Here is a 23,089-nt window from a genome sequence, read left to right on the forward strand (position 1 = left end):
CGGATGGCTCCGGGGCCGGTACGAAGCACCCCCGGAAACTGTGTAGACTTACCGACGTCGCTGATCGCACCATAGGTGCGGCTGGCACGCCGCTTTAGCTCAGATGGCCAGAGCAACGCACTCGTAATGCGTAGGTCTCGGGTTCGAATCCCGAAAGCGGCTCCATTGAGACCCCAGGTCAGATAGTCGCTGACCTGGGGTTTTGTGTTGCTCGGGGCGTGGCGGGTCACACAGCCGGGGTGCCGTGGGATGGCTTGCGTGAGCGGTGCGTGGGCGGAGGGGGCTCGGCCGCGAAGCCGGGCAATCTGGTTGTGGCGGGTGACACATGCGATTAAGGTGCCCGCAGGCAAGGAGCTTGGGATAGGACCTGGGCTACCGCCGGTCTCTTCGAGGTACGGAGCGTCGGAAACGCGCCCTCGCCACCGCCTCTCTCCGATTCTTCCGTGACCACCCGGCTGTCTCGGTTCGGTGGTCGAAAGGGCGTTCTCATGACCGTCTATTCTCAGCACGCGAACCGCGGGAAGACGCAGATCCTGGCGACCTACCGGGGCCCGGGCGGGGTCGAGTCGTCGACTGTGACGAGCCTGGCCACATCCGCCCTTGCGGCACCGATCGTCGAAGCGCTCAATCGGATCTCCGCCCTGACCACCGTCCCGGTGAGCGTTCATGATCTCCGTGACCACGGGGTGGCGCACTATCCGACGAAGCACCTTGCGGCGCTGACCGACCGGGCTTCGCGTGCTGCTCTTCTGAGTGGTGCGCACAGCTTGTGGTACGAGTACGCCTGTCTGGAGCTCCACCAGGCGCTCGCCGATTTGGATGAAGCGCTGACGGAGGTGCCTGAGCCCATCCGCATCGCGATCAACGCGGAACTGGAAACGGAAGCACGGCAGTTGTCCGAGGCGCTCGCCGAGTACTCGGAGGGAACTTCCGTGTCCGAGACGGAGCACCGGCGTTCCTGGGACTTCGGCCGGCCGTTCGTGACGTATGACGGCGGGGTGGACATGCTGAGCCGTGAGGCGCGTGAGCAGCTGGATCGTCTCGAAGAAGGGATCACTCCCAAGGAGCGTGAGGAGGCTATCGCGAACCTGCGGGTGCTGGTCACCGCCTGTTCTCGGTTCCCGGACATGCTTGGGGGGCTGGAAGAGGACGACCTTGCGATCTTCGCTGAGCCGTACGATTCAGACGGGTACTACCTGTCTGTCCAGGCGCCGGAGCCCGGTGATGACGGCGCCGATTCCTGGCACGTCGAGATCGGCCGCTGGGTACCCGATGACCCCGACGAGGACTACGAGGAGTGCGACAGCGCAACAGGTAGTGCGGTGGTTCGCTGTGTTCTCCCCACGGCGCCGGACGCTGATGAGATCGCCGATCTGCTGAAGCGGATCGAAGTCCAGCCGGACCTGCTCGCGAAGTGGGCCGGGGTGCCTGTCGGAGGGGTGCTCGAGGGGACGCGGTTCCTCGTCACCGAGTGCTACGACGGCTGAGCCTCTGCCCTCACCATCCCGCGACCGGCGATCCAAGTCTTAGACCTGGGGCTTTCTTGTGTTGTGGTGCACGCCAACACGCGTTCAGAGTGGGCCCCGGGCCAGACGGACCAGGGGAGGTCCGGAACCGCGGCCCAGGGGGCGGACTCTTTTCTAGGGGGCTAGCGGCCCCCTAGGCCGGAGTAACATCTGCCCTCGCGGGCGAGCGTGGCTGGGGGGACTTGCGTTGGTCATAAGGGTGTTGCTTGCCGAGGACATGCACATGGTGCGAGGCGCCCTGGTGGCGCTCCTCGAGTTGGAAGAGGACATCGACGTCATCGCCGAGCTGGCGAACGGCGACGAGATCGTCCCCACGGCCCTGGAGCAGCGGCCCGACGTCGCGGTCCTCGACATCGATCTGGCCGGCATGGACGGACTCACCGCGGCGGCCCAGCTGCGCGACGCGCTTCCGGAGTGCCGGACGCTGATCCTCACCAGCCTCGGCCGTCCAGGAACGTTTCGGCGGGCGCTGGCCGCGGGGGCGCGCGGGTTCATCCTGAAGGACGCGCCGCCGCGTCAACTCGCCCAGGCCATCCGCAGGGTGGCCCAGGGCGAACGGGTCGTGGACCCGGATCTCATGGTGGCCGCGTGGGACAGCGGGGACAGCCCGCTGACCGAGCGCGAGACGGAGGTGCTGCGGCTGGCGGCGGACGGCGCCGAGGTCGCGGAGATCGCGGGCCGGCTCTATCTGTCGGTGGGCACCGTGCGGAACTACCTCACCTCGACCTCGGTCAAGCTGAACGCCCGCAACCGGCTGGATGCGGTACGGATCGCGCGCGAGGCGGGCTGGCTCTAGGCCGCGTCTTGTCCCGGGGCCGCTCGACCGGACCGTGTCCCCTGACCGGACACGGTCCCGGAGCGGGGCCCTGTGCTCACCCCACCAGGCTCTCGTCGCCGGAGGCATCCGCGTCCGGCTCCGGCTCCGGTGTCTCGTGGGCGTCCGCCGCGGCCGAGGCCTCCACGTGGAACCAGCCGTCCTCGCGCACCTCGGCGGAGAAGGTGCCCCCGACCTCGGAGAGCCGCAGGGCGAGGTTGGACAGGCCGCCGTTGCCCCGGGTGAGCAGCTCCGGGCGGCCCCGGCCGAGCTCGCGCAGCCGCGGCGGTACGCCGTCGTTCGCCAGGTGCAGACTGATCAGGCCTCCCTGGGCGACCGCCTCGATGGTGCAGCGGGAAGCCTTGCTGTGCCGGATCACGTTGGTGACACCCTCACGCAGCACCGTCGCCAGCACCGTGTCGGCGCTCCCCGACAACCGGCCGCAGTCCACCCGCAGATGGGCGTCTATGCCGGCCGCCGACAGCACGGAGCGGGCCGAGGACAGCTCCGTCAGGAGCGACATCGAACGGTAGCTCCGGGCCACCTCGCGGACGTCCCGCAGGGCCTGACGTGACAGCTCGACGATGCTTTCCAGCTCCGCCCTGGCCCGCTCGGGCGAGCGGTTGACCAGGGTGTGGGCCAGCTCGCTCTTCAAGGTGATCGCCGACAGGGTGAAGCCCAGCAGGTCGTGCAGGTCCCGGGCGAACCGCAGCCGCTCCCTGATGACGGCGACCCGGGTGACGTCCTCCTGTGCCTCGCGCACGGCCAGCGTGAGGTCGGACAGCAGGGTGAGGCTGTACACGATGATGCCGGTGACCAGCGTCGACATCATCATGTACAGCACGCTGACGACCGTGCCCTGGCCGGTGCCCGCCGTGCCCACGCCGATGGCCACGATCAGCGCGCCGAACGCCGGGACCGCCACCCGTCGGGGCAGCAGGATCAGCAGGGACGCGCCGGTGAAGCCGCCCATCCCGCCCCACGGCCAGCCGAGTAAAAGGGCGGGCACGACGGTGAGCAGCGCCTGGGCGAGCAGCGTCCACCGTCCGTATCGCGCGCGCAGCCGGCGGAACCGGGGGAGGGTGTGGACCAGCTGGAGCCCGAGGATCGCGGGCAGCACGGTGACGCTGCACACGATGGTGACCGCGGTGAGCGCCTCCTCGAGGATGTCGACGATCTGCATCGTCAGGAACGCCGTGATGACCGTCCAGACCACGACCAGTGCGAACCGAGGCGCAGGAGCCTCGATGCCGAGGACCCGGACTCCCGGCTCCTGTCTGACTGGGCTTTCCATGTACCGGTCTGTCATGGCTCTCCCTCTGGTCACACCGGATCGGGGCAACGGCCGATGGCACTGTTGTACTTGACGTTGCACCCAACTATGCGTGGTATGACGGTTATTGGTCACTCCCTTGCGGATGTTTCGCGTTCCTCCGGGAGAGTTCCGAGGATGAACTCACCGACCGCCGACTCCTCCCGCCAGTCCAGCCCGAACGCTTCGGCCGACAGTTGGGTGGTGCCGGTGCCCAGCGCGCACGGTGCCAGGCCCATGCCGGTGGCCAGCAGATACAGGGTCTGCTGCACCACGCCGACGTGCTTCAGTGTCAGCGCGTACGCGAGCCCGCTGTACTTCCAGGAGACCCGGGCGAACCTGGCCGTCAGGGTGAGCAGCAGGGGGGGCCGGGCACTCATGCCCGCGCTGACCTGTGCCTCGTCGAGGAGTGCGCCGGCCAGATGCTCGGGGGCGGGCAGTCGGACCAGCGCGTGGTCGAGGGGGTCGTAGTAGTAGATGCCGGGTTCCAGGCCGGCGCACCGGCCCACGGTCAGATAGCACTCCAGCTCGTACGCCGCGCCGCCGCTCGGGTACGGGCGGCTCGGCGGCTCGTGCGGGGCGCCGGGGCCGGCGGGCTCCCGGACGCGCAGCGAGCGGAAGAGGATCTCACCGAGCTGGCTGAGGGTGAGATCGCTGGGGCCGTGGTCGCGCACCGAGCGCCGCCGCTCCAGGATCTCGGTCAGGGAGGTGTCCCAGTCGGGGACGCCGGGGCCCGGGCCGGGCAGCTTGATCCGGGTTCCGGCCGGTGGCTGCTTGAGCGGGGGCGGTTCCTCCTGGCGGCCCCGCAGCGGGTAGGTGGCGCCGAAGTCGCCGTCGCGGCCGCCGGGGCGGCTGCTCCAGTGGAAGCGCAGGTCGTCGGCGGACCACGGGAGCAGCGCGGGGTCCTGGTCCTCGGGGAAGACGGCGTCGTGGGGCGCCGTCGGCTGTTCCGCGACCTCCACCATGCCGGTGGCGACGAGATGGGAGACCACCGCCTCGACGATCGGGACGGGCAACGGCAGCCGTTCGGCGGCGCGTTCGAGGGTGACGGGCCGGCTCAGCGAGCTGATCAGCCATCCCGCCTCGGGCCGTGCGAAGACGGCGCGGAACTGCGACAGCGGCGACTCCAGCACCATGTCGTGCCCGCTGGAACGCAGAGCCGCGAACCGCGACAGCCGCATCATGCGCCCGGCCGGCATCGGCGCCGGTTCGAGCCGGGCGCCGGTGGCCGTCGGCACCACGGACAGCAGGGGCCGCTCGCCGTCCGGCGAGCCGACGGAGCGTACGACGAGCCCGGTCAGCTGCCGCAACGCGTTGAGCAGGCGGAGCCGGGTGGCGAGTTCGTCGAGGCCCGGCACGTTGTCGAGCTGGACGGGGCCGAGCAGCATGCGGCGCAGCGTCTCGGTGAGCACCGCTCCGGGGCGCGGGATGCGCAGGTCGCCCCACCGGGAGTGCAGCACCAGGGCGGCACCCTGCGGGAGTTCCTCCAGCAGGGTCTCCTCGCGCAGTGACCACAGTTCGATCGGGGAGGTGGGCGCTGAACTGCCCGGGGGGTGCACGGGTGGCACGATCGCTCCTGCTCGGGGCTTGGCGTTACGCGGCTCGGCATGGTTCAGACAAACAGGGGTGTCGGGTTCAGCCCCTCGTACGGCGTCGGCTCGGGGACTCTGCCGAGGGACACCGGGACGTCGTAGAGCCTCCCGGGGGCGAACCGGGGCCAGAAGTGCCGCAGGCCGGGGACCAGGGTCCGCACCACGGGCAGGCCCAGGTCGGGGCGGGTCTGATCCAGTATGCACACCTCCATCCCCTTGCTTTCGAGGGTTCGGCGCAGTTTCCCGAACTCCTCGAGCACGCCTCCGACGCCGCTCCATCCGTAGTCGAGCGGGGTGCGAGCGGGCAGCCGGGGGTCGGGCGCGAGGTAGGGCATCGCGTCCCGGGCGGCGGTGCGCCACCAGTGCAGGGCGACCGGGTCGGTACAGGCGTACCCGGTGCCGTCCGGGCGGGAGTCGAGGACCGGCGGGAGCATCTGGTTCAGTTCGGTGACCGCCCGGGAGAGGGCGATCGCCGGGTCCGGGTGGGCGCCGAAGCCGAAGACGATGTCCTCGGGGCCGCCCTCGGCGGCGCGGTCGGTGCGCCGGGACAGCGCGGCGAACACCGGCACGCCGAGGTCGGAGGTGAGGTCCAGCGCCCAGATGTCACGGTCGAGCTCGCGGTGCGTCCGGAGCACCTCGGCGGTCCAGCGATCGTCGAACGCGGTCAGGTCGACGCCCGGCTGGCGGGTGCGGTTGTACCACCACAGGGCGACGGCGTCGCGTTCGACGAGTTCCAGCAGCCCGTGCAGGGCCGCGTCCTCCAGCGAGCTGCCGGCCGCGCAGCCGTTGGAGTCGGCGCGGACCATCCGCCGGCCGACCGGGTCGGGGACGTCGTAGTAGAGCAGCGCGGCGGGGAACAGGACGTGTCGTTCCCGGGTGAGCGACCAGACCGGCGACCAGTCCAGCTCCGCGTCCGGGTCGAAGGCCTCGGCCACCTGGTGGAAGGGGTGGCCTCCGGCGTTCCACCGGGCGCGTTCGGCGAACTGGCGCGCGTGCCAGAGCTGGCAGTCGCCCGGGTGCACGGCGTCCGGTCCGAGCGTGCGGAGCGAGCCCCGTACGACGAACTCGTCGCCCTGCCACCGGCCGCTGACCCGCTCCAACGCCTCGCACAACGCGCTGACCTGGGCGTCCAGCGCGGTTCTTCCCTTGCCCGAACTCTCCTGACGCAACGAGGAGTTCAGCTCCGCCATATGGCGGGGCGTCAGGGCGAGGTTGTGTCCCGCCCGGTAGACGTGGAGCAGCTCGGGGCCGCGCCGGTCGCGGCGGATCTCCTTCACCACGCCGGTCACCGGGTCGACCAGGTGGCCGTACCGGTCCAGCATCGCCTGCGCGGACAGGGCGCGGTGGCCGCCGAAGGTGCGCACCGTGGGGTGGCGGCCGGTCAGGACGACCGGCCGGGTCGTCTGGCGGCCCATCAGGTAGGGGTCCCCGCACTCGGGGCACTGCGGGCGCCGGGTGAGCGGGTGCGTCCGGCTGGTCAGGGTCAGCGTGTCGAGGGTGACCACGCGGTCGTGCTCCGCGCCGCGGTGTCCCGCCAGCCACTTGACGCACTCCAGGGCGGCGATCTGGGCGCCGAGCGCGAGGGTGGCCGGAAGTCCGGCGTGCGGTACGTCCACCGCGGCCCCGCCGCGCGCCACCCGGACCGGAGCCTCGGCGCACCGGTGCGCGCGAAGCCGGTGGGCCAGGCAGTGCCAGCAGGCGCCGGCCTCCGTGCCGGGCCGGAACACCGGGCCCACCCACACAGTGGTGCCGCACGGCTTGGCGAGCAGCCAGGGGCGGCCGTCGGCGCGGTGGGCCGCGTCCACGCCGGCCAGCCGCGGGTCGAGGTAGTCGGCGCAGACGACCAGGTCGAGGGTGGCGGGAGCGCCGGGCTCGGCGACGGTGATGCCGGTGCGCCGGCACGCGACGGCCAGCCCGGCGTCGTCCAGGTCGCCGACGGTGACGATGCTCACCGTCCCGGTGCCGTCCGGAGCCTCGGTGCCGGCGAGGTCCCAGTAGGCGCGGGCCGCGAGGTCCTCGGCGCCGCTCTCCCGGGGCGGGCGGTGGCCGAGCAGACCGCAGCGGGTCAGCTGCCCCACGATCTGCGCGACCTGCGCAGGAGGAACGTCGGGCGCCGCGGCCTCCAGCAGGCCGGCGAGGTCGCGCGTGCCGTCCAGCAGCGGTGCGAGGGCCGCGAGGTGGGGGCCGCGGACCGCGGTGACCCCGTGTTCCGACATCAGGTAGACGGCGTCCCCCGAGATCACCTCCAGCCGCAGGTGGCGCTTGAAACCGATCAACGGTGCCCGCTCGTTCCCCCTGCGTCCGGTCATATCGTCAGGGCCTCCGCGCCGCTGCGGACGGTGCCGGTCTGGATGTCGCAGATGCTCAGGCAGAAGGCGGCTGCCGGGGCGTCGGCGGGCAGCAGTTCGAAGCGGTCCACGACCACGTCGAGTTCCTCGGCCAGCGGCAGCGTGGGCGCGCTCTCCCCGGGCAGCGGTCGGATACCGGCCTCGGCCAGCACCTGGTAGGGGTTCTGTTCGTACCGGAGGCGGAGGCCCGGGTCGTTCCAGGCGCGGACGATCAGCTCTGCAAAACGCCAGTCCTTGTCGAGGGACATGCTCTTCCTCCGTTGATCGGGCCGGATCCGGCCGCGAGCGATGGGCGCTGGAGCTGTGTTCAGGCAAGGAGTAAACGAAATCCGAGCGATCCTTGACCAGTGCCGCTCTCACGGCCGCACCGTGAAAAAGTCACAGCGGGGTCAGGAGCCCCGCACTACCGCCGTGTCGACCCGGTCTCCAGCCTGTTCCGAGGTGCCTCTCCCAGCGTGACCGCAGCCGTCGCGCGGAGGAGGATGCCATGACCGCACGGGAACGGGTCGCCGAGCTGCACGAGATCCGGGAGCGGGTCCTGCGGGGCCCCGATGACAAGGCCACCGAGGCGCAACACGCCAAGGGGAAGCTGACCGCGCGCGAGCGGATCGGGCTGCTCCTGGACGAGGGTTCCTTCCACGAGGTCGAGCCGCTGCGCCGGCACCGTGCGCAGGGCTTCGGCATGGAGGCGAAGCGGCCGTACACCGACGGTGTGATCGGCGGCTGGGGCACGGTGCACGGGCGGACGGTGTTCGTGTACGCGCACGACTTCCGGATCTTCGGCGGCGCGCTCGGTGAGGCCCACGCGCAGAAGATCCACAAGATCATGGACATGGCCATCGCGGCCGGTGCGCCGCTGGTCTCGCTGAACGACGGCGCGGGCGCCCGCATCCAGGAGGGGGTCACCGCCCTCGCCGGGTACGGCGGCATCTTCCAGCGCAACACCCGCGCCTCCGGGGTGATCCCGCAGATCTCCGTGATGCTCGGCCCGTGCGCGGGCGGCGCGGCGTACTCGCCGGCGCTGACCGACTTCGTGTTCATGGTGCGCGAGACCTCGCAGATGTTCATCACCGGGCCGGACGTCGTCCAGGCGGTGACCGGCGAGACGATCTCCCACAACGGGCTCGGCGGCGCCGACGTCCACTCCTCGGTCTCGGGAGTGTCCCACTTCGTCCACGACACCGAGCAGTCCTGCATCGAAGAGGTGCGCTATCTGCTGTCGCTGCTGCCGCAGAACAACCGGGAGGCGCCCCCGGTGCTGCCGTCCGGCGACCCCGTCGAGCGCCGCAACGACGCGTTGCTGGACCTGGTGCCCGCCGACGGCAACCGCCCGTACGACATGCGCCAGGTGATCGAGGAGATCGTCGACGACGGGGAGTACCTGGAGGTCGGCGAGCACTGGGCGACCAACGTCATCTGCGCCCTCGCCCGGATCGACGGCCAGGTGACCGGCCTGGTCGCCAACCAGCCGCAGTCGCTGGCGGGCGTGCTGGACATCGACGCCTCGGACAAGGCGGCGCGGTTCGTCCAGACCTGCGACGCGTTCAACATCCCGCTGGTGACGCTGCTGGACGTGCCGGGCTTCCTGCCGGGCGTCGACCAGGAGCACGGCGGCATCATCCGGCACGGCGCCAAGCTGCTGTACGCCTACTGCGCCGCGACCGTCCCGCGCGTCTCGGTGATCCTGCGCAAGGCCTACGGCGGCGCCTACATCGTGATGGACTCGCGCTCGATCGGCGCCGACCTGGCGTACGCCTGGCCGACCAACGAGATCGCCGTCATGGGAGCCGAGGGCGCCGCGAACGTGATCTTCCGGCGGGAGATCGCCGCCGCGAAGGACCCCGAGGCGATGCGGGCACAGCGGATCAAGGAGTACCGCAGCGAGCTGATGCACCCGTACTACGGGGCCGAGCGCGGTCTCGTCGACGACGTCATCGACCCCGCCGAGACCCGTGCCGTACTGGCCGCCGCACTCGCCATGCTCCGTGCCAAGCACGCGGAACTGCCCAGCCGCAAGCACGGCAACCAGCCCATGTGAGGGGAGTCCCGACCATGTTCGACCTGCGCATCGAACGCGGCACGCCCACCGCCGAGGAACTCGCCGCGCTCACCGCCGTACTGGCCGCCCGTCTCGCCGCGGACCGCCGGCCGTGTGAACCCGTGCGCCTGCCGAGCCCGCGCCCGGCGGTGTACCGGTCTCCGCTGAGCTGGCAGCGCGCGGCCTGAGTACGACTTGAGCGCCTGGTGCGAGCCTGTTGCGGACCCGACCGGGTCCCCACCAGCCACGTACAAGGAGGAGGAACCATGTCGCCTGCCACCGAGCGTGCCCTGGCCGGCCTGCTGCGGCAGCTCGCGACCCTGGGGGCGATGTACGGCTTCATGCCGCCCGCCCCGGTGATGGCCCAGCTGGTGAGCCCGCCGAGCGGGCCGAGGCTGCGCCGTCCGCCCGGGGCGGCCCACCCCGAGAAGGTCGTCGACGACCGCCCGCTCAGCGAGGCCGAACTGGGGCTGTCGCGACAACTGCGCCGAGTACGCGTGCTGTCCTGGCTGAAGGGCTGGTGACCAGGGGGGATGCGGTCCCCCGGACTTCGAGCCGGGCTTGAGCGAGGGCACACACGCTCGACTGGTGCAGGCAGACCCGACGTGGAGGAGTTGTGGTGGCCAGAGCTGCTGATTTCACCGACCTGCTGCTTCGCCGGGGCGCCGAGCTGGCGGACCGCGAGGCGTACCGCCTCACCGGGGACGGCGGCGACGACGACGTCATGGTCACCTACGGCCTGCTGGACCGCACGGCGAAGGGCATCGCCTCCCGGCTCCAGGACCACCGGCCGGCCGGGCGGCCGGTGGTGCTCTGCCACGGCGACAACGGCGGTTTCCTGCCCGCCTTCCTGGGCTGCCTGTACGCCGGTGCGATCCCCGTCCCCGCACCCGCGCCGAGTGGCACCCGGCAGTCGGCCGAGCGACTGGTCGGCATCCTCAAGGACGCCGCCGCCGCGCTCGTGCTCACCGACACCCAGCACGCGCCGGCCGTCTCCCAGCTGCTCGCGGCGGCCGGTCACGCGCACATCCCCTGTCTGGCGACCGACCGCGCACTCCTGGGCGACCCCGACGCCTGGGAACGCCCCGCCGTCCGGCCCGACCAGCCGGTGTTGCTCCAGTACACCTCCGGCTCGGTCAGCCAGCCCAAGGGTGTGGTGGTCAGCCACGCCCAGCTGCTCGCCGACCAGGCGGCCATCCAGCGCGCCCTCGGCACCGGCGAGGAGTCCCGGTTCGGCGGCTGGTTGCCGTTCCACCACGACATGGGCCTGATCGGACAGCTGCTGCACCCCCTGTTCCTGGGCGCCTCGACCGTGCTGATGCCGCCGCGCGCCTTCGCCCTGCGACCCTTGCGTTGGCTGCGCATGATCGACCGGTACGGCGTCACGGTCTCCGGCGCGCCCGACTTCGCCTACCGGCTGTGCGTCGAGCGGGTCACGGAGCAGCAGGCCGCCGAACTCGACCTGTCGCGCTGGGAGGTGGCCGTCTCCGGCGCGGAGCCGGTCCGGGCCGACACCCTGGACGCCTTCGCCGCGCGGTTCGCCCCGGCCGGTCTGCGGCCACAGGCGCTGCGTCCCGGGTACGGCCTGGCCGAGGCCACCCTGCTGGTGGCGGTCGGCGGCCCCAGCCCTCGACCGCCCCGGCGCACGGTGGACGCCGCCGCGCTGGGCGCGGGCCGGATCGAGCCGGCCGCGCCGGGACGGCCGTCCCGCACCTTCGTGCCCGTCGGCCCGGTGATCGACGAGGTGGAGGCGCTGATCGTCGACCCGGAGACGCTGTGTCCCCTGCCCACGGGTGAGGTCGGCGAGATCTGGCTGCGCGGGAGCAGCGTGGCCGGCGGGTACTGGAACCGTCCCCTGGAGAGCGCCGAGGTGTTCGGGGCCGTTCCGGCCGGGGCCGGTCCGGAGGAGGGCGGCTATCTGCGCACCGGCGACATGGGCTTCCTGGACGACGGCGAGCTGTTCGTCGCGGGCCGGCTCAAGGAGGTGCTGGTCGTCGCCGGGCGCAACCTCTACCCCCAGGACATCGAGCAGCAGGTGCAGAAGCTCAGCGTGCTGTTCGGATCGGGGGCGGCCTTCGCGGTGGGGGAGGAGCAGGACCAGGTCGTCGTGGTCCAGGAGGTGCGGACCAGCGCGCGCGGCGGGGGTGAGGACGTGCCCGCGCTGGCCGACACCGTGCGCACCTGTGTGGCCGAGGAGTTCGGCATCACCGTGCAGCACGTCCTGCTGGTGCGGCCCGGCACCGTACGGCGCACCACCAGCGGCAAGCTGCGGCGCACCGCGATGCGTCAGCTGTTCCTCAGCGGCCGGATCAAGCCGCTGCACGCCGTGGACTTCGTCCGTGCGCCGGCGGGCGGCCCGCCGGACCGGACCCGAAGGTGAGAGGACAGCCGTGGGCGAGCAGGAGCGGGAGGTGCGGCGGCGGATCGCCGAGCTGGAGCGCGGATTCGGGGACCCCGCCGACGCGGACAACCCGGTCGGCACCCTGGCGTTCCACGACGCCGACGCCCGCGAGGAGCCCCTGGCGGCGGCCGAGCGGCTGCTCGAACGGTTCGGGCTGAACGGCGAGCTGGTCCCCCGTGACCTCGGCGGCCGGCTGACCGAGCTGGACGCTCTCGCCCGGGTGACCCGGGTGGTCTTCCGGCGCGACGCCGCCCTCGGCCTCGGCTACGGCATCACCAGCTTCCTCGCCGCCGTGGTGGTGTGGGCGGTCGGCAGCCCCGAGCAGCGGCGGACCGTGGCCCGTCTGTTGCTCGCCGGTGGCCGGCTGGTCTCCGCCTACCCGGAGTTGGCGGCCGGCAGCAGCTTCCTGTCCAACGAGCTGACCGCGGCCGCCGACGGCCCGGGCGGCTTCCGGCTCAGCGGACGCAAGGAGGCGCTCAACAACGTCGAGAGGGCCGCCGCCCTGGTCCTGTTCGCCCGCACCGGCACCGGCCGCCTCAGCCACTCGGCGCTCCTGGTGGAACGGGACACGCTGCCCGCGGGCGGCGTCACCGCGCTTCCCCGGCACCGGACCCGGGGCATCCGCGGCTGCCGGGTGGCCGGGGTCGAGTTCGGCGACTGTCCGGTGCCGGGCGACGCACTGGTCGGCGAGCTGGGACGCGGACTGGAACTCGCCCTGCGGATCTTCCCCGTGACGCGGAGCGTCGGCGCCTCCGCGGCCCTCGGCTGCGCGGACACCGCTCTGCGCACGGCGGTCGCCTGTGCCGTGGACCACGGCGTGGTGGACGACGGGCCCGACGACGCCACCGGCCCGCAGCGCCTCTCGCACGCCCGGAGCACCCTGGCCGGAGCCTTTGTCGACCTGCTGCTGTGCGACTGCCTGGCATTGGTGGCGACACGCGCCGTCCATCTGGTGCCGGAGGATGCCGGGTTGTACGCGGCGGCCGCCAAGTACCTGCTGCCCCAGCTGCTCACCGACACCTCCTACGAGCTGTCGACGCTGCTGGGCTCCGACTTCCACGCCCGGGACGGCGCGTACGCCGCCTTCCGCAAGAACGTACGCGACCTGCCGATGATCGGCCTCGGCGCGGCCGGCTCGGCGGCCTGCCGGGCCACGGTGATTCCCCAACTGCCCCGGCTGGCCCGCACCGCGTGGTCCGCGGCCGCCACGGCGCCCGTGGACGGCCTGTTCCGGCTGGAGGCCGGCGGGCTGCCCCCACTGGATCTCGGCCGGCTCAGCCCGGCGGCCGGGGGCGACCCGCTGGCCGCCTCACTGGCGCTCACCGCCGACGCCCCGGGCCCCGAGGACGACCGGCCCGCCGAACTCGTCCGGCTGCTCGCGGGGGAACTCGCCCTGCTCCGCGACGGCTGCGCGGCACTCGACCGGGACGGCCGCTCCGCGCTCGGCGATCCACGCGCCCACGCCCTGGCCGAGCGCTACGCGCTGATCCTGGCCGGCGCCGCCTGCCTGGGCGTCTGGCGCCACCAGCGAGCGGCGGGCAGCGGTTTCCTGGCGCGCCCGGAGTGGCTGGAGACGGCACTCGCCCGGGTGCTGCGACGCCTCGGCACCACCCTGCCGAAGTCCACGCCCGACCACGAGGAACCGCTGCTCGCCGAGGTCCTGGCGAGGTACCGCGAGCACCGCAGCTACGACCTCTACGACACACCCCTGGCCGGCGCCCCGAGCGCGTCCGGAGCAGAGCGAGAGGGACGAGAGGAAAGGGAGGGCCGATGACCCGAGGGACGTGGCACCGGGAGCGCCTGGTGCTCACCGCGCTGGACGGTACCGAGCACGAACCGCACGCATGGCTGGGGGCGCGGCTCCAGGCGGGGGCGCCGCCCGGTGTCCGCGCGGACGACCCCGGCCGGCCGCTGCTCGACTTCTGCCTGGACTCCGTGCGGCTGCTCGGCCTGATCGGCGAGCTGGACGAGGTCTTCGGGCTGGAGCTGGAGCCCGACGAGATCTACGCGCCGGAGACGGTGGGCGGCCTGGCCGCGTACCTCGCGGACCGGGCGGCCGGGCGAGGCCGCGGCGGGCGGGCCGCGTCATGACGGCCCAGGCGACCACCCACGGCACGGTCGTACCGAGGCTGCGCCTCGCCCTGCTCGGCGTCAGCGGGATGACACCGGAGCTGCTCGACGGCGACGTGCCCGCGGCGTGCGACGGCGAACTGGACGAGGAGCTCCAGCTGGTGGACGACCTCGACTTCGACTCCGTGATGCTGCTGGAACTCAAGGGACGGCTGGAGCAGCGGTTCCCCGAACTGGGCGAACTGTCGATGCCGGAGATCCTGCCCGAGCTGCGCACCGTCGGCTCGATCCTCGGGCTCCTCACCCGGAGGCTGGCCGCGGTGGGGGCGGTCTGAATGGTCTCCTCACTGGACCCGGTGGTCAACCCGCGTACCCGGCGCGTGTTCGCCCGTCCGATCCAGGTACGCGGACCGGACGGCCCCTGGGAGGAGGTGCGCGAGGCGGTGTCCCGGCACGGCAGCGCGCTGGTGCACGCCCGGCTGGACGACTGGCTGCCGGCCGACCTCGGCGACCCCGGCCTGGCCGAGCGGCTCGGGCACGACCACGCCCGCTTCCGGCGCATGCGGCACCCCACGGTGAGAGCCCGGTTCGTGGCCTCCCGGCTGATGCTCAAACACACCGCCTCGGCGGTGCTGGGCGAGTCCGCACAGGCACTGGAACTCGCCTACAAGCTGGGCGGACGCCCGTACCTGCGCGGTCACGAACAGCTGGACATCAGCCTGACGCACACCGCCGACCTGATCGTGGTCGGGCTCACCCGGCGTGGCTGGATCGGGGTCGACTGCGAGCTGAGCGACCGCCGGATGACCGGGCTCGGCACCGAGACCCAGATGTGCACCCCGCACGAGCTGGCCGAGCTGGCGAAGCTGCCCGAGGACGCGCGCAACCGCGCCCTCGTCCGGCTGTGGACCCTGAAGGAGGCGTACAGCAAGGCGATCGGCCAGGGCATGCGGTTCCGCTTCACCGAGTTCGGCTTCGGGCCGCAGGACCGTCAGGCACGGGAGGTGCTGCTCCCGGACGGCTCGCCCGGCACCGGCGAGGAGTGGAGTTTCCACACCTGCGAGGTGCGAGGGGGCTACACGGTCAGTGTCGCCCTGTACGACGCCGGATTCGGCGTGGGCGGAGACGGTCTTGACGCCCTGCGGGTGTCCGGCGGGCTGCTGGCGGAGTTGATGACACAACCATCATCCGGTGGCCGGCCGGGTGGCGCCAGTGCGGAGTTCACGTCTGCCACGTGAAAATCTCACCTCTTCCCGCAGGCGCACACTCCTGTCCGACTCCTGAAGATCTCACTGTTCCCGGCGCGCTCCCCGTGCCACGATCCCGAATGACCGGACGCACCCGTGGTTCGGCATTCGCGGAACGAGATGGGGGAGCCACGAATGGAAATTCAGGTGCTGGGCCCACTGACCGCTGCCGTCCGTGGAGGGTCCATCGTCCCGACGGCCGCCAAGCCGCGCCAGATCCTCGCGTTGCTCGCGCTGAACGCCAACCGCGTCGTGTCGGTGGCCCAGTTGATGGAGGAGCTGTGGGGCGCGGACCTGCCCCGCAGCGCCGCCACCACGTTGCAGACCTACATCCTCCAGCTGCGCCGGCTGCTGCGTGCCGCCGCCGCCCGCAGCGGCCTGCCCGGTAGCGCGGAGCACGTGCTGGCCACCCGGCACGGCGGATACGTCCTGGAGGCGGCGCCCTCCGCGGTCGACGCGAACGAGTTCGACCGGCTGTCCGCCGCCGGCCACGCCGCGTTCGGCGCGGGAGACATGGAGGACGCCTCCGCCCTGCTCGGCGCGGCCCTGGCGCTGTGGCGCGGCTCGGTCCTCGTCGACGTACGGCACGGATCCCAGCTGCGCATCGAGGCCACCCGCCTGGAGGAGTCCCGGCTCGGGGTACTGGAACGGCGGATCCGCGCCGACCTGCGGCTCGGCAGGCACCACGAGGTGATCGGCGAACTGTCCGCGCTGACCGGGCACCACCCGCTGGACGAGGCGCTCCACGCACACCTGATCGTCGCGCTGTACCGGGCCGGCCGCGCACCCCGGGCGCTCGGCGTGTACCGCCAGCTGCGCGAGACGCTGATCGAGGAGATCGGCCTGGAGCCGTCCGCCGTGCTCCAGCACCTCCAGCGGGCCATCCTGCGCGGCGAGCCCGTGGACGACTACGGCCTGGAGGGCGTGGCACCCGTGATGCCGGTCCGGGGCAGCCTGGCCGTGTGACCCACCCCGTCCTGCGAAGTCCCCTTCGATCGCTTCTCCAGTTCATGTCCAGCGACCTTCCAGAGCCCTTGGCCACCATCGTCTGGCACTGCCTTCCAGTGGTGCCGACGGGGCGAAGGAGGCCGCGTGAACCGGTATTTCGCAGCCAGACCGCGGGACGGGGCGCCACTTCGGCTGTTCTGCTTCCACCACGCCGGGGCCGGGGCGATGGCCTTCGCCGGCTGGGCCGGCCGGATCGGCCCCCAGGTCTCGGTGGTGCCGGTGCGCCTGCCGGGCCGGGAGAACCGGCTCGGTGAAGCCCGGATCACCGATGTCGACTCGCTCTTCGACGAGTTCGACCAGCACCTCGGCCCGCTGCTGGAACAGGGCCCGTACGCCTTCTACGGCCACAGCCTGGGTGCCCTGGTCGCGTACCGCTTCGCCGAGCACCGCATCGGCTCCGGGCGACAGGCGCCCGTCGGTGTGGTGGTCGGCGCCTGCATGCCGCCCGACCTGCCCAATCCGCTGATCGGTGCCCGGCATCTGGACGACGAGGCGCTGCTGGCGCTGCTGTCGTCCTTCGGCGGGGTGCCCGAGGAACTCCTCGGCCGCCCCGCGTGGCTGCGCGAGATGCTCGCCACCACCCGTGCCGACCTCAGCCTCGGCCAGGCGCTGCGCGAGGGAGCCCGTACCCCGTTGCCGTGCCCGATCTGGGCGTTCGCCGGGGAGAGCGACCGGGTCGCCACCCCGGGCGCCGTCGCCCAGTGGGAGCGCTGGACCACCTCCACCTTCCGCTTCCGCACCCTGGCCGGCGGCCATTTCTTCGTCCGCGACGCGGAACTTCCGCGCGTTCTCGGCGAGTTGCTGGCCGATCAGCAGGTGCTCGCCGCCATTGACTGAGCCCGGCACCACCGCGAACCGCGAAGGGAGAAGGCGCTATGGATATCGGCCTGCTCGGCCCGCTCCGGGTCGACCAGTCGGGGGTGTCCGTCGTACCGACGGCCGCCAAGCCGCGCAAGGTGCTGGCCCTGCTGGCCTGCCGGGCGGACCGGCTGGTGTCGGTGGAGTCGCTGATCGAGGAGGTCTGGGGCGAGGACCCGCCGCGCAGCGTCCAGACCACCCTCCAGACGTATGTGCTCCAGCTGCGCGGCTGCATCTCCGCCGCGCTGAACGGGCAGCGGCCCGCCGACCTGCCGCTGGGCTCCAAGAGCGTGCTGGTCACCGAGCCCGGTGGCTATCTGCTCGACACCCAGGGCGGCACGGTGGACAGCGCCGAGTTCGAGCTGCTCGCCCGGCGCGGGCACTGCGCGATGGAGGCCGGTGACTGTGTGACCGCCTCGGCTGTCTTCCGGCAGGCGCTGGCGCTGTCGCGCGGGCCCGCCCTGGTCGACGTGCAGTGCGGCCCGCTGCTGGAGGCCGAGGCGCGTGCCCTGGAGGAGTCCCGGCTGAGCATCCTCAGCCGGCGCATCGAGGCCGATCTGCGACTCGGCCGCCATCACGAACTCCTCGGTGAACTGGCGGGCCTGTGCGCCCAGTACCCGCTGCACGAGGGTCTCCAGGCGCAGCTGATGATCGCCCTGTACCGGGCCGGGCGGCGCAGCACCGCCCTGGAGACCTACCAGCGCCTGCGCACCCTGCTCAGCCGTGAGCTGGGACTCGATCCCTCCCCCGAACTGCGGGAGTTGCAGAGCGCCCTGCTGGAGGCCGACCCGGCCCTCGCCCTGGCACCGCAGAGCCCCGGCTCCACCCGGCTGCTGCGCGCCATCTGAGCTTCGTCCGATCCCATCCCTCCCTCAGGAAGGTGCCCGATGAGCACGTTCACCCTGCCCGAGCTGATCGAGAAGCTGCGCGAGTGCGCCGGCGACAGCGACACCTATGACCTCGACACCGACGACGTCACCGACGTCCCGTTCATCGAGCTGGGCTACGACTCCCTGGCCCTGCTCCAGGTCACCGGTGTCCTCGACCGGGAGCTGGGGATCAAGCTGTCCGACGACGAGGTGATCGCCGTCGAGACGCCCCGGCTGTTCCTCGGCATCATCAACGACGCTCTCGGTCTGCGAGCCGCGTGATGCCGTACGCAGCGATCACCTACCGGGTCAAGCCCGGCCACGAGGACGAGATAGCCGCGATCTTCGCGGACTTCCAGCGGGTCGACACCCCCGACTACACGGCCGAGGACGGCAGCCCTGCCGGGCGGCTGCTCGGCACCGGCGTGTTCGTCAAGGACGACGTCCTCGTCCGGGTCATCCACTACGAGGGCGACTTCGCCGCGGTCGGCCGGCACATGGCCGCCCAGCGCGGAGTGCACGTGCTGGAGGAGCGGCTGGCCCCGTACCTCGCCAAGGAGCGGGACACCAGCAGCGCCGAGGGCTTCGCGGCGTACTTCCGTGACGCCGTCATGCGGCCCATCGCCCAGCTCACCGTGGACACCCATCCGTCCCGGCGCTGAGGGGCGGCCCATGTCCACGACACTGGGCGTGCTGGCGCTGCTCGGCAGCGGGGTCACCGCCGGAGTGCTGTTCGCCGTCGCGCTGAGCGTGCTCCCCGCGCTGTTCGCGATGCCGGTCAGCACCTACGTCTACGCGCACCAGCTGCTGGGCCGGAACTGGGACCCGACCATGCCGGCCATCGTCCTCGGTTCCACGCTGGCGGACATCCTGTGGGCGGTGTCCGGCGGCGGGGGAGTGCCCGCCGGGGCGGCGGCCGTCCTGCTGCTCGGGGTCTCCGCCGTGTCCCACCTGTGCAACGTGCCGATCAACCGCCGGGTCAAGGCCGTCACCGACCCGGAACGGCTGCCCGCCGACTGGACGGACCCGCGCCCGCTGTGGCGGCGATGGCATCTGCTGCGCTGCGCCCTCGCGGTGCTGGCGCTCGCCCTCAACAGTGTGGCGGCACTGCACGGCTGACGGATCGGGCCGGCCCCCGGGCAGGGGGCCGGCCCGATCCGCGTACGGTCAGGACGCCGCGGGCACGTCCCGTACCGAGATCTGTGCCACCGTGCGCAGCAGGCTGCGCCGGAAGGTCGCCACGAACCCCTCGACGGTGTCGGTGTCCCGGGGCCGGGTCAGGTACGGCTTCAGCTTGCGTTCCACCTCGCGCACCCCCGGCTGGGACGCCATGTGACGGGCCACCGCGTCCAGGTCGCCCTCGTACTCGATGACCCGCACCAGGGTGTCGTCCCGGAGGAAGACGGCCGTGGCGAGGATGCGGCCGGCGTCCTGCCCGCCCTCGCCCGGCACCCGGTCGGACGGCACACGGCGGAAGTTGCCGAAGATCTCGGCCAGCTCGGCCTCGCAGCCGGGCTTGATGTCGTAGGTGATGGCGGCGAAGGGCATGGGTTCGCTCCACAGGTCGGCGCACCGGACCCCACGATGCCAGCACCCGCGACTCGCGTTCGCCTCAAGTGCCGCGCTTGGACCCGTACTTGAGCAGGTCTCCAGGATCGCCGGGGACAGTCTGGCTGTCGGTGTCGGCACCTATCCGCAGGAGGACAGCAGTGCACCGCACCCTGATCGTGGCCCGGCTGAATCCGGGCAAGGCCGATGACATCGCCAGCATCTTCGGTGACTCCGACGCGACCGAGCTGCCCCACCTGGTCGGTGTCTCCCGACGCACCCTGTTCCGCTTCCACGACCTGTACTTCCACCTGGTCGAGGCCGACCAGGACATCTCGCCCGACCTGTACAAGGCCCGCAGCCACCCGCTCTACCAGGACATCAACACCCGGCTGGCGTCCTGCGTGCGCCCGTACGACCCGGACTGGAAGGAACCCAAGGACGCCATGGCGACCCCGTTCTACGTGTGGACCAAGGACGGGGGGCGGATCCAGTGACCGGCACCGACCGCACCGCAGGCACCCGCACGGTGAAGGTCTCCACCGGTCAGGTCGAGGCCAACACCCGGCGCGGCGGCGACATCCGGGTGACCCTCAGCCCGAAGACCGTCGGCTGCGCCTCCGGCTTCGGCGGCACGCTGACCCTGGTGGCCGGCGACCACATCACCGAGCACTACCACCCGTACTCCGAGGAGTTCCTGCACGTCGTCGAGGGGGAGCTGGAGATGACCCTGGACGGCCGGCCGGTGCGGCTGGCGGCCGGGGACTCGCTGCTGGTGCCGATCGGCGTCCGCCACCGCCTGGTGAACACCGGCACCGCGACGGCCAGGTGCGTCTTCCACCTGTCCCCGCTGGCGCCGCGCCCCGAGCTCGGTCACGTCGACACCGAGGCCGTCCGGGTGCCGGAGGCGGACAACCCCCGGGTGGGGGGCGGCACATGAGCGGCGGCGGGGAGCGCCGGGCGGTGATCACCGGCATCGGTGTGGTGGCGCCCGGCGGCGTCGGCCGGGAGGCGTTCTGGCAGCTGCTCACCGAGGGCCGTACCGCGACCCGCCGGCTCAGCCTCTTCGACCCCGCCAAGTTCCGCTCCCAGGTCGCCGCCGAGGTGGACTTCGACCCGGCCGCCGCCGGTCTCACCGCCCGGGAGATCCGGCGCATGGACCGCGCCGCCCAGTTCGCCGTGGTGTCCGCCCGCGAGGCCATCGCCGACAGCGGACTCGACCTGGCCGCCGTACCCCCCGAGCGGATCGCGGTCGGCCTCGGCAGCGCCGTCGGCTGCACCATGGGCCTGGAGGAGGAGTACACCGTCCTCAGCGACCAGGGCCGCAACTGGCTGGTCGACCCCGAGTACGTCGTCCCGCACCTGTACGGCTACATGGTCCCCTCCACGCTCGCGGTCGAGGTGGCCTGGGCCGCCGGCGCGGAGGGCCCGGTCTCCCTGGTCTCCACCGGATGCACCTCCGGCATCGACGCCGTGGCGCACGCCGTCCAGCTGATCGAGGAGGGCAGCGCCGACGTGGCGCTGGCCGGTGCCACCGACGCACCGATCTCCCCCATCAGCGCGGCCTGCTTCGACGCGATCAGGGCCACCACCGCCCGCAACGAGGACCCGGAGCACGCCTCCCGGCCGTTCGACCGGGACCGCGCCGGGTTCGTCCTCGGCGAGGGCTCGGCCGTCATGGTGCTGGAGGAGAAGGCGGCCGCCGAGGCGCGCGGCGCCCATGTCTACGGCGAGATCGTCGGCAGCGCCGGACGCAGCAACGCCCACCACATGACCGGCCTGAAGCCGGACGGCCGCGAGATGGCGGAGGCCATCAGCACCGCTCTCGACCAGGCCCGCCTGGACCCGACGGCGGTCGGCTACGTCAACGCCCACGGCTCCGGCACCAAGCAGAACGACCGGCACGAGACCGCCGCCTTCAAGCGGGCCCTCGGCGACCACGCGTACCGCGTCCCGGTCAGCTCGATCAAGTCGATGATCGGCCACTCGCTGGGCGCCATCGGCTCCATCGAGGTGGCCGCCTGCGCGCTGGTGCTGGACCGGCAGGTGGTACCGCCGACCGCCAACCTGGAGAACCCGGACCCGACGTGCGACCTGGACTACGTCCCGCGCACCGCCCGCGAGCACCGCGCCGACGTGGTGCTGACGGTCGGCAGCGGCTTCGGCGGGTTCCAGAGCGCGATGGTCCTGGCACGGCCCGGGGCGGTCGCCCACGGGAGGAGTTGACCATGTCCACCGAGCAGCCGCCGCCGGTGATCACCGGCATCGGCGTCACCGCGCCGACCGGACTCGGCGTGGAGGCCCACTGGGCCGCCGTGCTGGCCGGCAAGTCCGGCATCGACCGGATCACCCGGTTCGACCCCACCCCCTACCCGGTGCAGCACGCCGGCCAGGTGAGCGGGTTCAGCGCCGCCGACTGGGTGACCAGCCGGGTCGCCCGCGAGACCGACCACTGGACCCACCTCGCCCTGGCCGCCGCCGAGGCCGCCCTGACCGACGCCGGGGCCGACCCCGCCGCGCTGCCCGAGTACGAGATGGCCGTGGTCACGTCCAGCTCCTCCGGCGGGACCGAGTTCGGCCAGCACGAGATGGAGGCGCTCTACCAGCACGAGCCCGACTGGGTCGGCGCCTACCAGTCCGTGGCCTGGTTCTACGCCGCGACCACCGGCCAGCTGTCCATCCGGCACAAGATGCGCGGCCCGTGCGGGGTGCTCTGCGGTGAGCAGGCCGGCGGACTCGACGCCATCGGCCAGGCCCGCCGGCTCACCCGGCGCGGCGCCCGCCTGGTGCTCACCGGCGGCACCGACGCCTCCCTGTGCCCGTACGGCCTGGCCGCGCAGCTGGCCACCGGCAAGCTCTCCACCGTCGGCGACCCGGCCCGCGCCTACCTGCCCTTCGACCGCTCTGCCGCCGGCCACCTGCCCGGCGAGGGCGGCGCGATCCTGGTGCTGGAGAGCGACGCCGGAGCCACCGAGCGGGGAGCCGGACAGCGGTACGGCACCGTGCTCGGCTACGCCGCCGGCTTCGACCCGGCCCCCGGCTCCGACCGTCCCCCCGCGCTGCGCCGCACCATCGAGGGGGCGCTCGCGGACGCCGGACTGGACCCGGGTGACATCGACGTCGTCTTCGCCGACGCCGCCGGCATTGCCGCCGAGGACCTCGCCGAGGCCCGGGCGATCAGCGCGGTGTTCGGCCCGGGGGCCGTACCCGTCACGGCACCCAAGGTGCTCACCGGCCGGCTGTACGGCGGCGGCGCACCGCTGGACGTGGTCACCGCGCTGCTCGCGCTGCGCGACGGCGTCGTCCCGCACACCCCCGGCGTCGAGCATCTCGCCCCCGGCTGCGACCTCGACCTGGTCACCGACGGACCCCGCACCACACCGCTGCGCCGCGCCCTGGTCCTGGCCCGCGGCCATGGCGGTTTCAACTCGGCAGTCGTCCTCGGACGTTGACGAAAG

At 72.4% G+C, this 23,089-nt stretch carries 25 protein-coding genes and 1 tRNA gene; 21 read left to right on the forward strand and 5 right to left on the reverse strand.

What is annotated here, in order from left to right; translation table 11 throughout:
- Positions 1–88: 88 nt before the first annotated feature.
- The 3 genes from ACWCV9_RS25525 (at position 89) to ACWCV9_RS25535 (ending at position 2,322) form a co-directional block, all read left to right on the forward strand.
- Positions 89–165, forward strand: a tRNA-Thr gene (locus ACWCV9_RS25525).
- Between the two features lie 323 nt (positions 166–488).
- Entirely contained in the window at positions 489–1,487 is a 999-nt protein-coding gene (locus ACWCV9_RS25530) for a hypothetical protein (protein WP_450789846.1), read from the forward strand.
- A 226-nt stretch (positions 1,488–1,713) separates the two neighbouring features.
- Positions 1,714–2,322, forward strand: a complete 609-nt coding sequence (locus ACWCV9_RS25535) for a response regulator transcription factor (RefSeq protein ID WP_385846797.1) — start codon at positions 1,714–1,716, stop codon at positions 2,320–2,322.
- Positions 2,323–2,398: 76 nt separating this feature from the next.
- Here the strand turns inward: ACWCV9_RS25535 and ACWCV9_RS25540 are convergent, their stop codons facing one another.
- From ACWCV9_RS25540 to ACWCV9_RS25555, 4 genes are all read right to left on the reverse strand, one after another.
- Complete coding sequence (locus ACWCV9_RS25540; protein ID WP_450789848.1) at positions 2,399–3,634, reverse strand: sensor histidine kinase; 1,236 nt, start codon at positions 3,632–3,634, stop codon at positions 2,399–2,401.
- A gap of 110 nt (positions 3,635–3,744) precedes the next feature.
- Positions 3,745–5,220: a SagB/ThcOx family dehydrogenase gene (locus tag ACWCV9_RS25545; protein WP_450789850.1), complete on the reverse strand. Its 1,476-nt coding sequence runs from the start codon at positions 5,218–5,220 to the stop codon at positions 3,745–3,747.
- Positions 5,221–5,264: 44 nt separating this feature from the next.
- A complete protein-coding gene (locus tag ACWCV9_RS25550) occupies positions 5,265–7,553 on the reverse strand; it encodes a TOMM precursor leader peptide-binding protein (RefSeq protein WP_450789852.1) in 2,289 nt (762 codons plus the stop codon).
- A complete protein-coding gene (locus ACWCV9_RS25555; protein WP_450789854.1) occupies positions 7,550–7,840 on the reverse strand; it encodes a hypothetical protein in 291 nt (96 codons plus the stop codon). The genes ACWCV9_RS25550 and ACWCV9_RS25555 overlap by 4 nt, the downstream gene beginning before the upstream one ends.
- A 239-nt stretch (positions 7,841–8,079) precedes the next feature.
- Here ACWCV9_RS25555 and ACWCV9_RS25560 point away from each other — a divergent pair, with 239 nt between their 5' ends.
- The 14 genes from ACWCV9_RS25560 to ACWCV9_RS25625 all read left to right on the forward strand — a co-directional run bounded on the left by ACWCV9_RS25560 (position 8,080) and on the right by ACWCV9_RS25625 (position 19,202).
- Positions 8,080–9,630: an acyl-CoA carboxylase subunit beta gene (locus tag ACWCV9_RS25560; protein WP_385846788.1), complete on the forward strand. Its 1,551-nt coding sequence runs from the start codon at positions 8,080–8,082 to the stop codon at positions 9,628–9,630.
- A 14-nt stretch (positions 9,631–9,644) separates the two neighbouring features.
- Complete coding sequence (locus ACWCV9_RS25565) at positions 9,645–9,818, forward strand: acyl-CoA carboxylase epsilon subunit (protein ID WP_450789856.1); 174 nt, start codon at positions 9,645–9,647, stop codon at positions 9,816–9,818.
- Positions 9,819–9,896: 78 nt separating this feature from the next.
- Positions 9,897–10,154, forward strand: coding sequence for a DUF6059 family protein (locus ACWCV9_RS25570; RefSeq protein ID WP_450789858.1), 258 nt, complete (start codon positions 9,897–9,899; stop codon positions 10,152–10,154).
- 95 nt (positions 10,155–10,249) lie between these two features.
- Positions 10,250–12,010 (forward strand): fatty acyl-AMP ligase, encoded by a 1,761-nt coding sequence (locus tag ACWCV9_RS25575; protein ID WP_450789860.1) that lies wholly within the window; start codon positions 10,250–10,252, stop codon positions 12,008–12,010.
- Positions 12,011–12,020: 10 nt separating this feature from the next.
- Entirely contained in the window at positions 12,021–13,805 is a 1,785-nt protein-coding gene (locus tag ACWCV9_RS25580; protein ID WP_450789862.1) for an acyl-CoA dehydrogenase, read from the forward strand.
- A complete protein-coding gene (locus ACWCV9_RS25585) occupies positions 13,802–14,122 on the forward strand; it encodes an acyl carrier protein (RefSeq protein ID WP_450789864.1) in 321 nt (106 codons plus the stop codon). The genes ACWCV9_RS25580 and ACWCV9_RS25585 overlap by 4 nt, the downstream gene beginning before the upstream one ends.
- Entirely contained in the window at positions 14,119–14,436 is a 318-nt protein-coding gene (locus tag ACWCV9_RS25590) for an acyl carrier protein (protein ID WP_450789866.1), read from the forward strand. The genes ACWCV9_RS25585 and ACWCV9_RS25590 overlap by 4 nt, the downstream gene beginning before the upstream one ends.
- A complete protein-coding gene (locus ACWCV9_RS25595) occupies positions 14,437–15,339 on the forward strand; it encodes a 4'-phosphopantetheinyl transferase family protein (protein WP_450789868.1) in 903 nt (300 codons plus the stop codon).
- A gap of 144 nt (positions 15,340–15,483) precedes the next feature.
- Positions 15,484–16,314, forward strand: coding sequence for an AfsR/SARP family transcriptional regulator (locus tag ACWCV9_RS25600; protein WP_385846776.1), 831 nt, complete (start codon positions 15,484–15,486; stop codon positions 16,312–16,314).
- 126 nt (positions 16,315–16,440) lie between these two features.
- Positions 16,441–17,193, forward strand: coding sequence for a thioesterase II family protein (locus ACWCV9_RS25605; protein ID WP_450789871.1), 753 nt, complete (start codon positions 16,441–16,443; stop codon positions 17,191–17,193).
- 38 nt (positions 17,194–17,231) lie between these two features.
- On the forward strand, positions 17,232–18,062 hold the full coding sequence (locus ACWCV9_RS25610; RefSeq protein WP_385846773.1) for an AfsR/SARP family transcriptional regulator: 831 nt from the start codon (positions 17,232–17,234) through the stop codon (positions 18,060–18,062).
- A 39-nt stretch (positions 18,063–18,101) separates the two neighbouring features.
- Positions 18,102–18,365 carry an acyl carrier protein gene (locus tag ACWCV9_RS25615; RefSeq protein ID WP_385846771.1) on the forward strand — a complete coding sequence of 88 codons (264 nt, stop codon included), beginning with the start codon at positions 18,102–18,104 and terminating at the stop codon, positions 18,363–18,365.
- The gene (locus ACWCV9_RS25620; protein WP_450789874.1) at positions 18,365–18,745 is read left to right on the forward strand and encodes a SchA/CurD-like domain-containing protein; all 381 of its coding nucleotides are present in this window, start codon (positions 18,365–18,367) and stop codon (positions 18,743–18,745) included. The genes ACWCV9_RS25615 and ACWCV9_RS25620 overlap by 1 nt, the downstream gene beginning before the upstream one ends.
- 10 nt (positions 18,746–18,755) lie before the next feature.
- Positions 18,756–19,202, forward strand: coding sequence for an anthrone oxygenase family protein (locus ACWCV9_RS25625; protein ID WP_385846768.1), 447 nt, complete (start codon positions 18,756–18,758; stop codon positions 19,200–19,202).
- A 48-nt stretch (positions 19,203–19,250) separates the two neighbouring features.
- Here ACWCV9_RS25625 and ACWCV9_RS25630 read toward each other — a convergent pair whose 3' ends face one another.
- On the reverse strand, positions 19,251–19,631 hold the full coding sequence (locus ACWCV9_RS25630) for a SchA/CurD-like domain-containing protein (protein ID WP_450789876.1): 381 nt from the start codon (positions 19,629–19,631) through the stop codon (positions 19,251–19,253).
- Between the two features lie 161 nt (positions 19,632–19,792).
- Here ACWCV9_RS25630 and ACWCV9_RS25635 point away from each other — a divergent pair, with 161 nt between their 5' ends.
- From ACWCV9_RS25635 to ACWCV9_RS25650, 4 genes are read left to right on the forward strand one after another with little or no spacing between them, the layout of a single operon-like run.
- Complete coding sequence (locus ACWCV9_RS25635; RefSeq protein ID WP_385846766.1) at positions 19,793–20,128, forward strand: TcmI family type II polyketide cyclase; 336 nt, start codon at positions 19,793–19,795, stop codon at positions 20,126–20,128.
- Positions 20,125–20,571, forward strand: a complete 447-nt coding sequence (locus ACWCV9_RS25640; protein WP_450789878.1) for a cupin domain-containing protein — start codon at positions 20,125–20,127, stop codon at positions 20,569–20,571. Before ACWCV9_RS25635 ends, ACWCV9_RS25640 begins: the two co-directional genes overlap by 4 nt.
- Positions 20,568–21,857: a beta-ketoacyl-[acyl-carrier-protein] synthase family protein gene (locus ACWCV9_RS25645; protein ID WP_450789880.1), complete on the forward strand. Its 1,290-nt coding sequence runs from the start codon at positions 20,568–20,570 to the stop codon at positions 21,855–21,857. The genes ACWCV9_RS25640 and ACWCV9_RS25645 overlap by 4 nt, the downstream gene beginning before the upstream one ends.
- A 2-nt stretch (positions 21,858–21,859) precedes the next feature.
- The gene (locus tag ACWCV9_RS25650; RefSeq protein WP_450789882.1) at positions 21,860–23,083 is read left to right on the forward strand and encodes a ketosynthase chain-length factor; all 1,224 of its coding nucleotides are present in this window, start codon (positions 21,860–21,862) and stop codon (positions 23,081–23,083) included.
- The last annotated feature ends 6 nt before the right edge of the window (positions 23,084–23,089 follow it).

It is taken from the genome of Streptomyces sp. NPDC001606, from assembly GCF_053596835.1.

What these genes read in the sequence shown, in the direction of transcription:
- ACWCV9_RS25565 (WP_450789856.1), top strand. Translation starts at nt 9,645, where the DNA reads ATGTTCGACCTGCGCATCGAACGCGGCACGCCCACCGCCGAGGAACTC.
- ACWCV9_RS25630 (WP_450789876.1), bottom strand. Translation starts at nt 19,631, where the DNA reads ATGCCCTTCGCCGCCATCACCTACGACATCAAGCCCGGCTGCGAGGCC.
- ACWCV9_RS25600 (WP_385846776.1), top strand. Translation starts at nt 15,484, where the DNA reads ATGGAAATTCAGGTGCTGGGCCCACTGACCGCTGCCGTCCGTGGAGGG.
- ACWCV9_RS25555 (WP_450789854.1), bottom strand. Translation starts at nt 7,840, where the DNA reads ATGTCCCTCGACAAGGACTGGCGTTTTGCAGAGCTGATCGTCCGCGCC.
- ACWCV9_RS25590 (WP_450789866.1), top strand. Translation starts at nt 14,119, where the DNA reads ATGACGGCCCAGGCGACCACCCACGGCACGGTCGTACCGAGGCTGCGC.
- ACWCV9_RS25650 (WP_450789882.1), top strand. Translation starts at nt 21,860, where the DNA reads ATGTCCACCGAGCAGCCGCCGCCGGTGATCACCGGCATCGGCGTCACC.
- ACWCV9_RS25540 (WP_450789848.1), bottom strand. Translation starts at nt 3,634, where the DNA reads ATGGAAAGCCCAGTCAGACAGGAGCCGGGAGTCCGGGTCCTCGGCATC.
- ACWCV9_RS25530 (WP_450789846.1), top strand. Translation starts at nt 489, where the DNA reads ATGACCGTCTATTCTCAGCACGCGAACCGCGGGAAGACGCAGATCCTG.
- ACWCV9_RS25620 (WP_450789874.1), top strand. Translation starts at nt 18,365, where the DNA reads ATGCCGTACGCAGCGATCACCTACCGGGTCAAGCCCGGCCACGAGGAC.
- ACWCV9_RS25560 (WP_385846788.1), top strand. Translation starts at nt 8,080, where the DNA reads ATGACCGCACGGGAACGGGTCGCCGAGCTGCACGAGATCCGGGAGCGG.
- ACWCV9_RS25615 (WP_385846771.1), top strand. Translation starts at nt 18,102, where the DNA reads ATGAGCACGTTCACCCTGCCCGAGCTGATCGAGAAGCTGCGCGAGTGC.
- ACWCV9_RS25645 (WP_450789880.1), top strand. Translation starts at nt 20,568, where the DNA reads ATGAGCGGCGGCGGGGAGCGCCGGGCGGTGATCACCGGCATCGGTGTG.
- ACWCV9_RS25595 (WP_450789868.1), top strand. Translation starts at nt 14,437, where the DNA reads ATGGTCTCCTCACTGGACCCGGTGGTCAACCCGCGTACCCGGCGCGTG.
- ACWCV9_RS25550 (WP_450789852.1), bottom strand. Translation starts at nt 7,553, where the DNA reads ATGACCGGACGCAGGGGGAACGAGCGGGCACCGTTGATCGGTTTCAAG.
- ACWCV9_RS25570 (WP_450789858.1), top strand. Translation starts at nt 9,897, where the DNA reads ATGTCGCCTGCCACCGAGCGTGCCCTGGCCGGCCTGCTGCGGCAGCTC.
- ACWCV9_RS25610 (WP_385846773.1), top strand. Translation starts at nt 17,232, where the DNA reads ATGGATATCGGCCTGCTCGGCCCGCTCCGGGTCGACCAGTCGGGGGTG.
- ACWCV9_RS25585 (WP_450789864.1), top strand. Translation starts at nt 13,802, where the DNA reads ATGACCCGAGGGACGTGGCACCGGGAGCGCCTGGTGCTCACCGCGCTG.
- ACWCV9_RS25625 (WP_385846768.1), top strand. Translation starts at nt 18,756, where the DNA reads ATGTCCACGACACTGGGCGTGCTGGCGCTGCTCGGCAGCGGGGTCACC.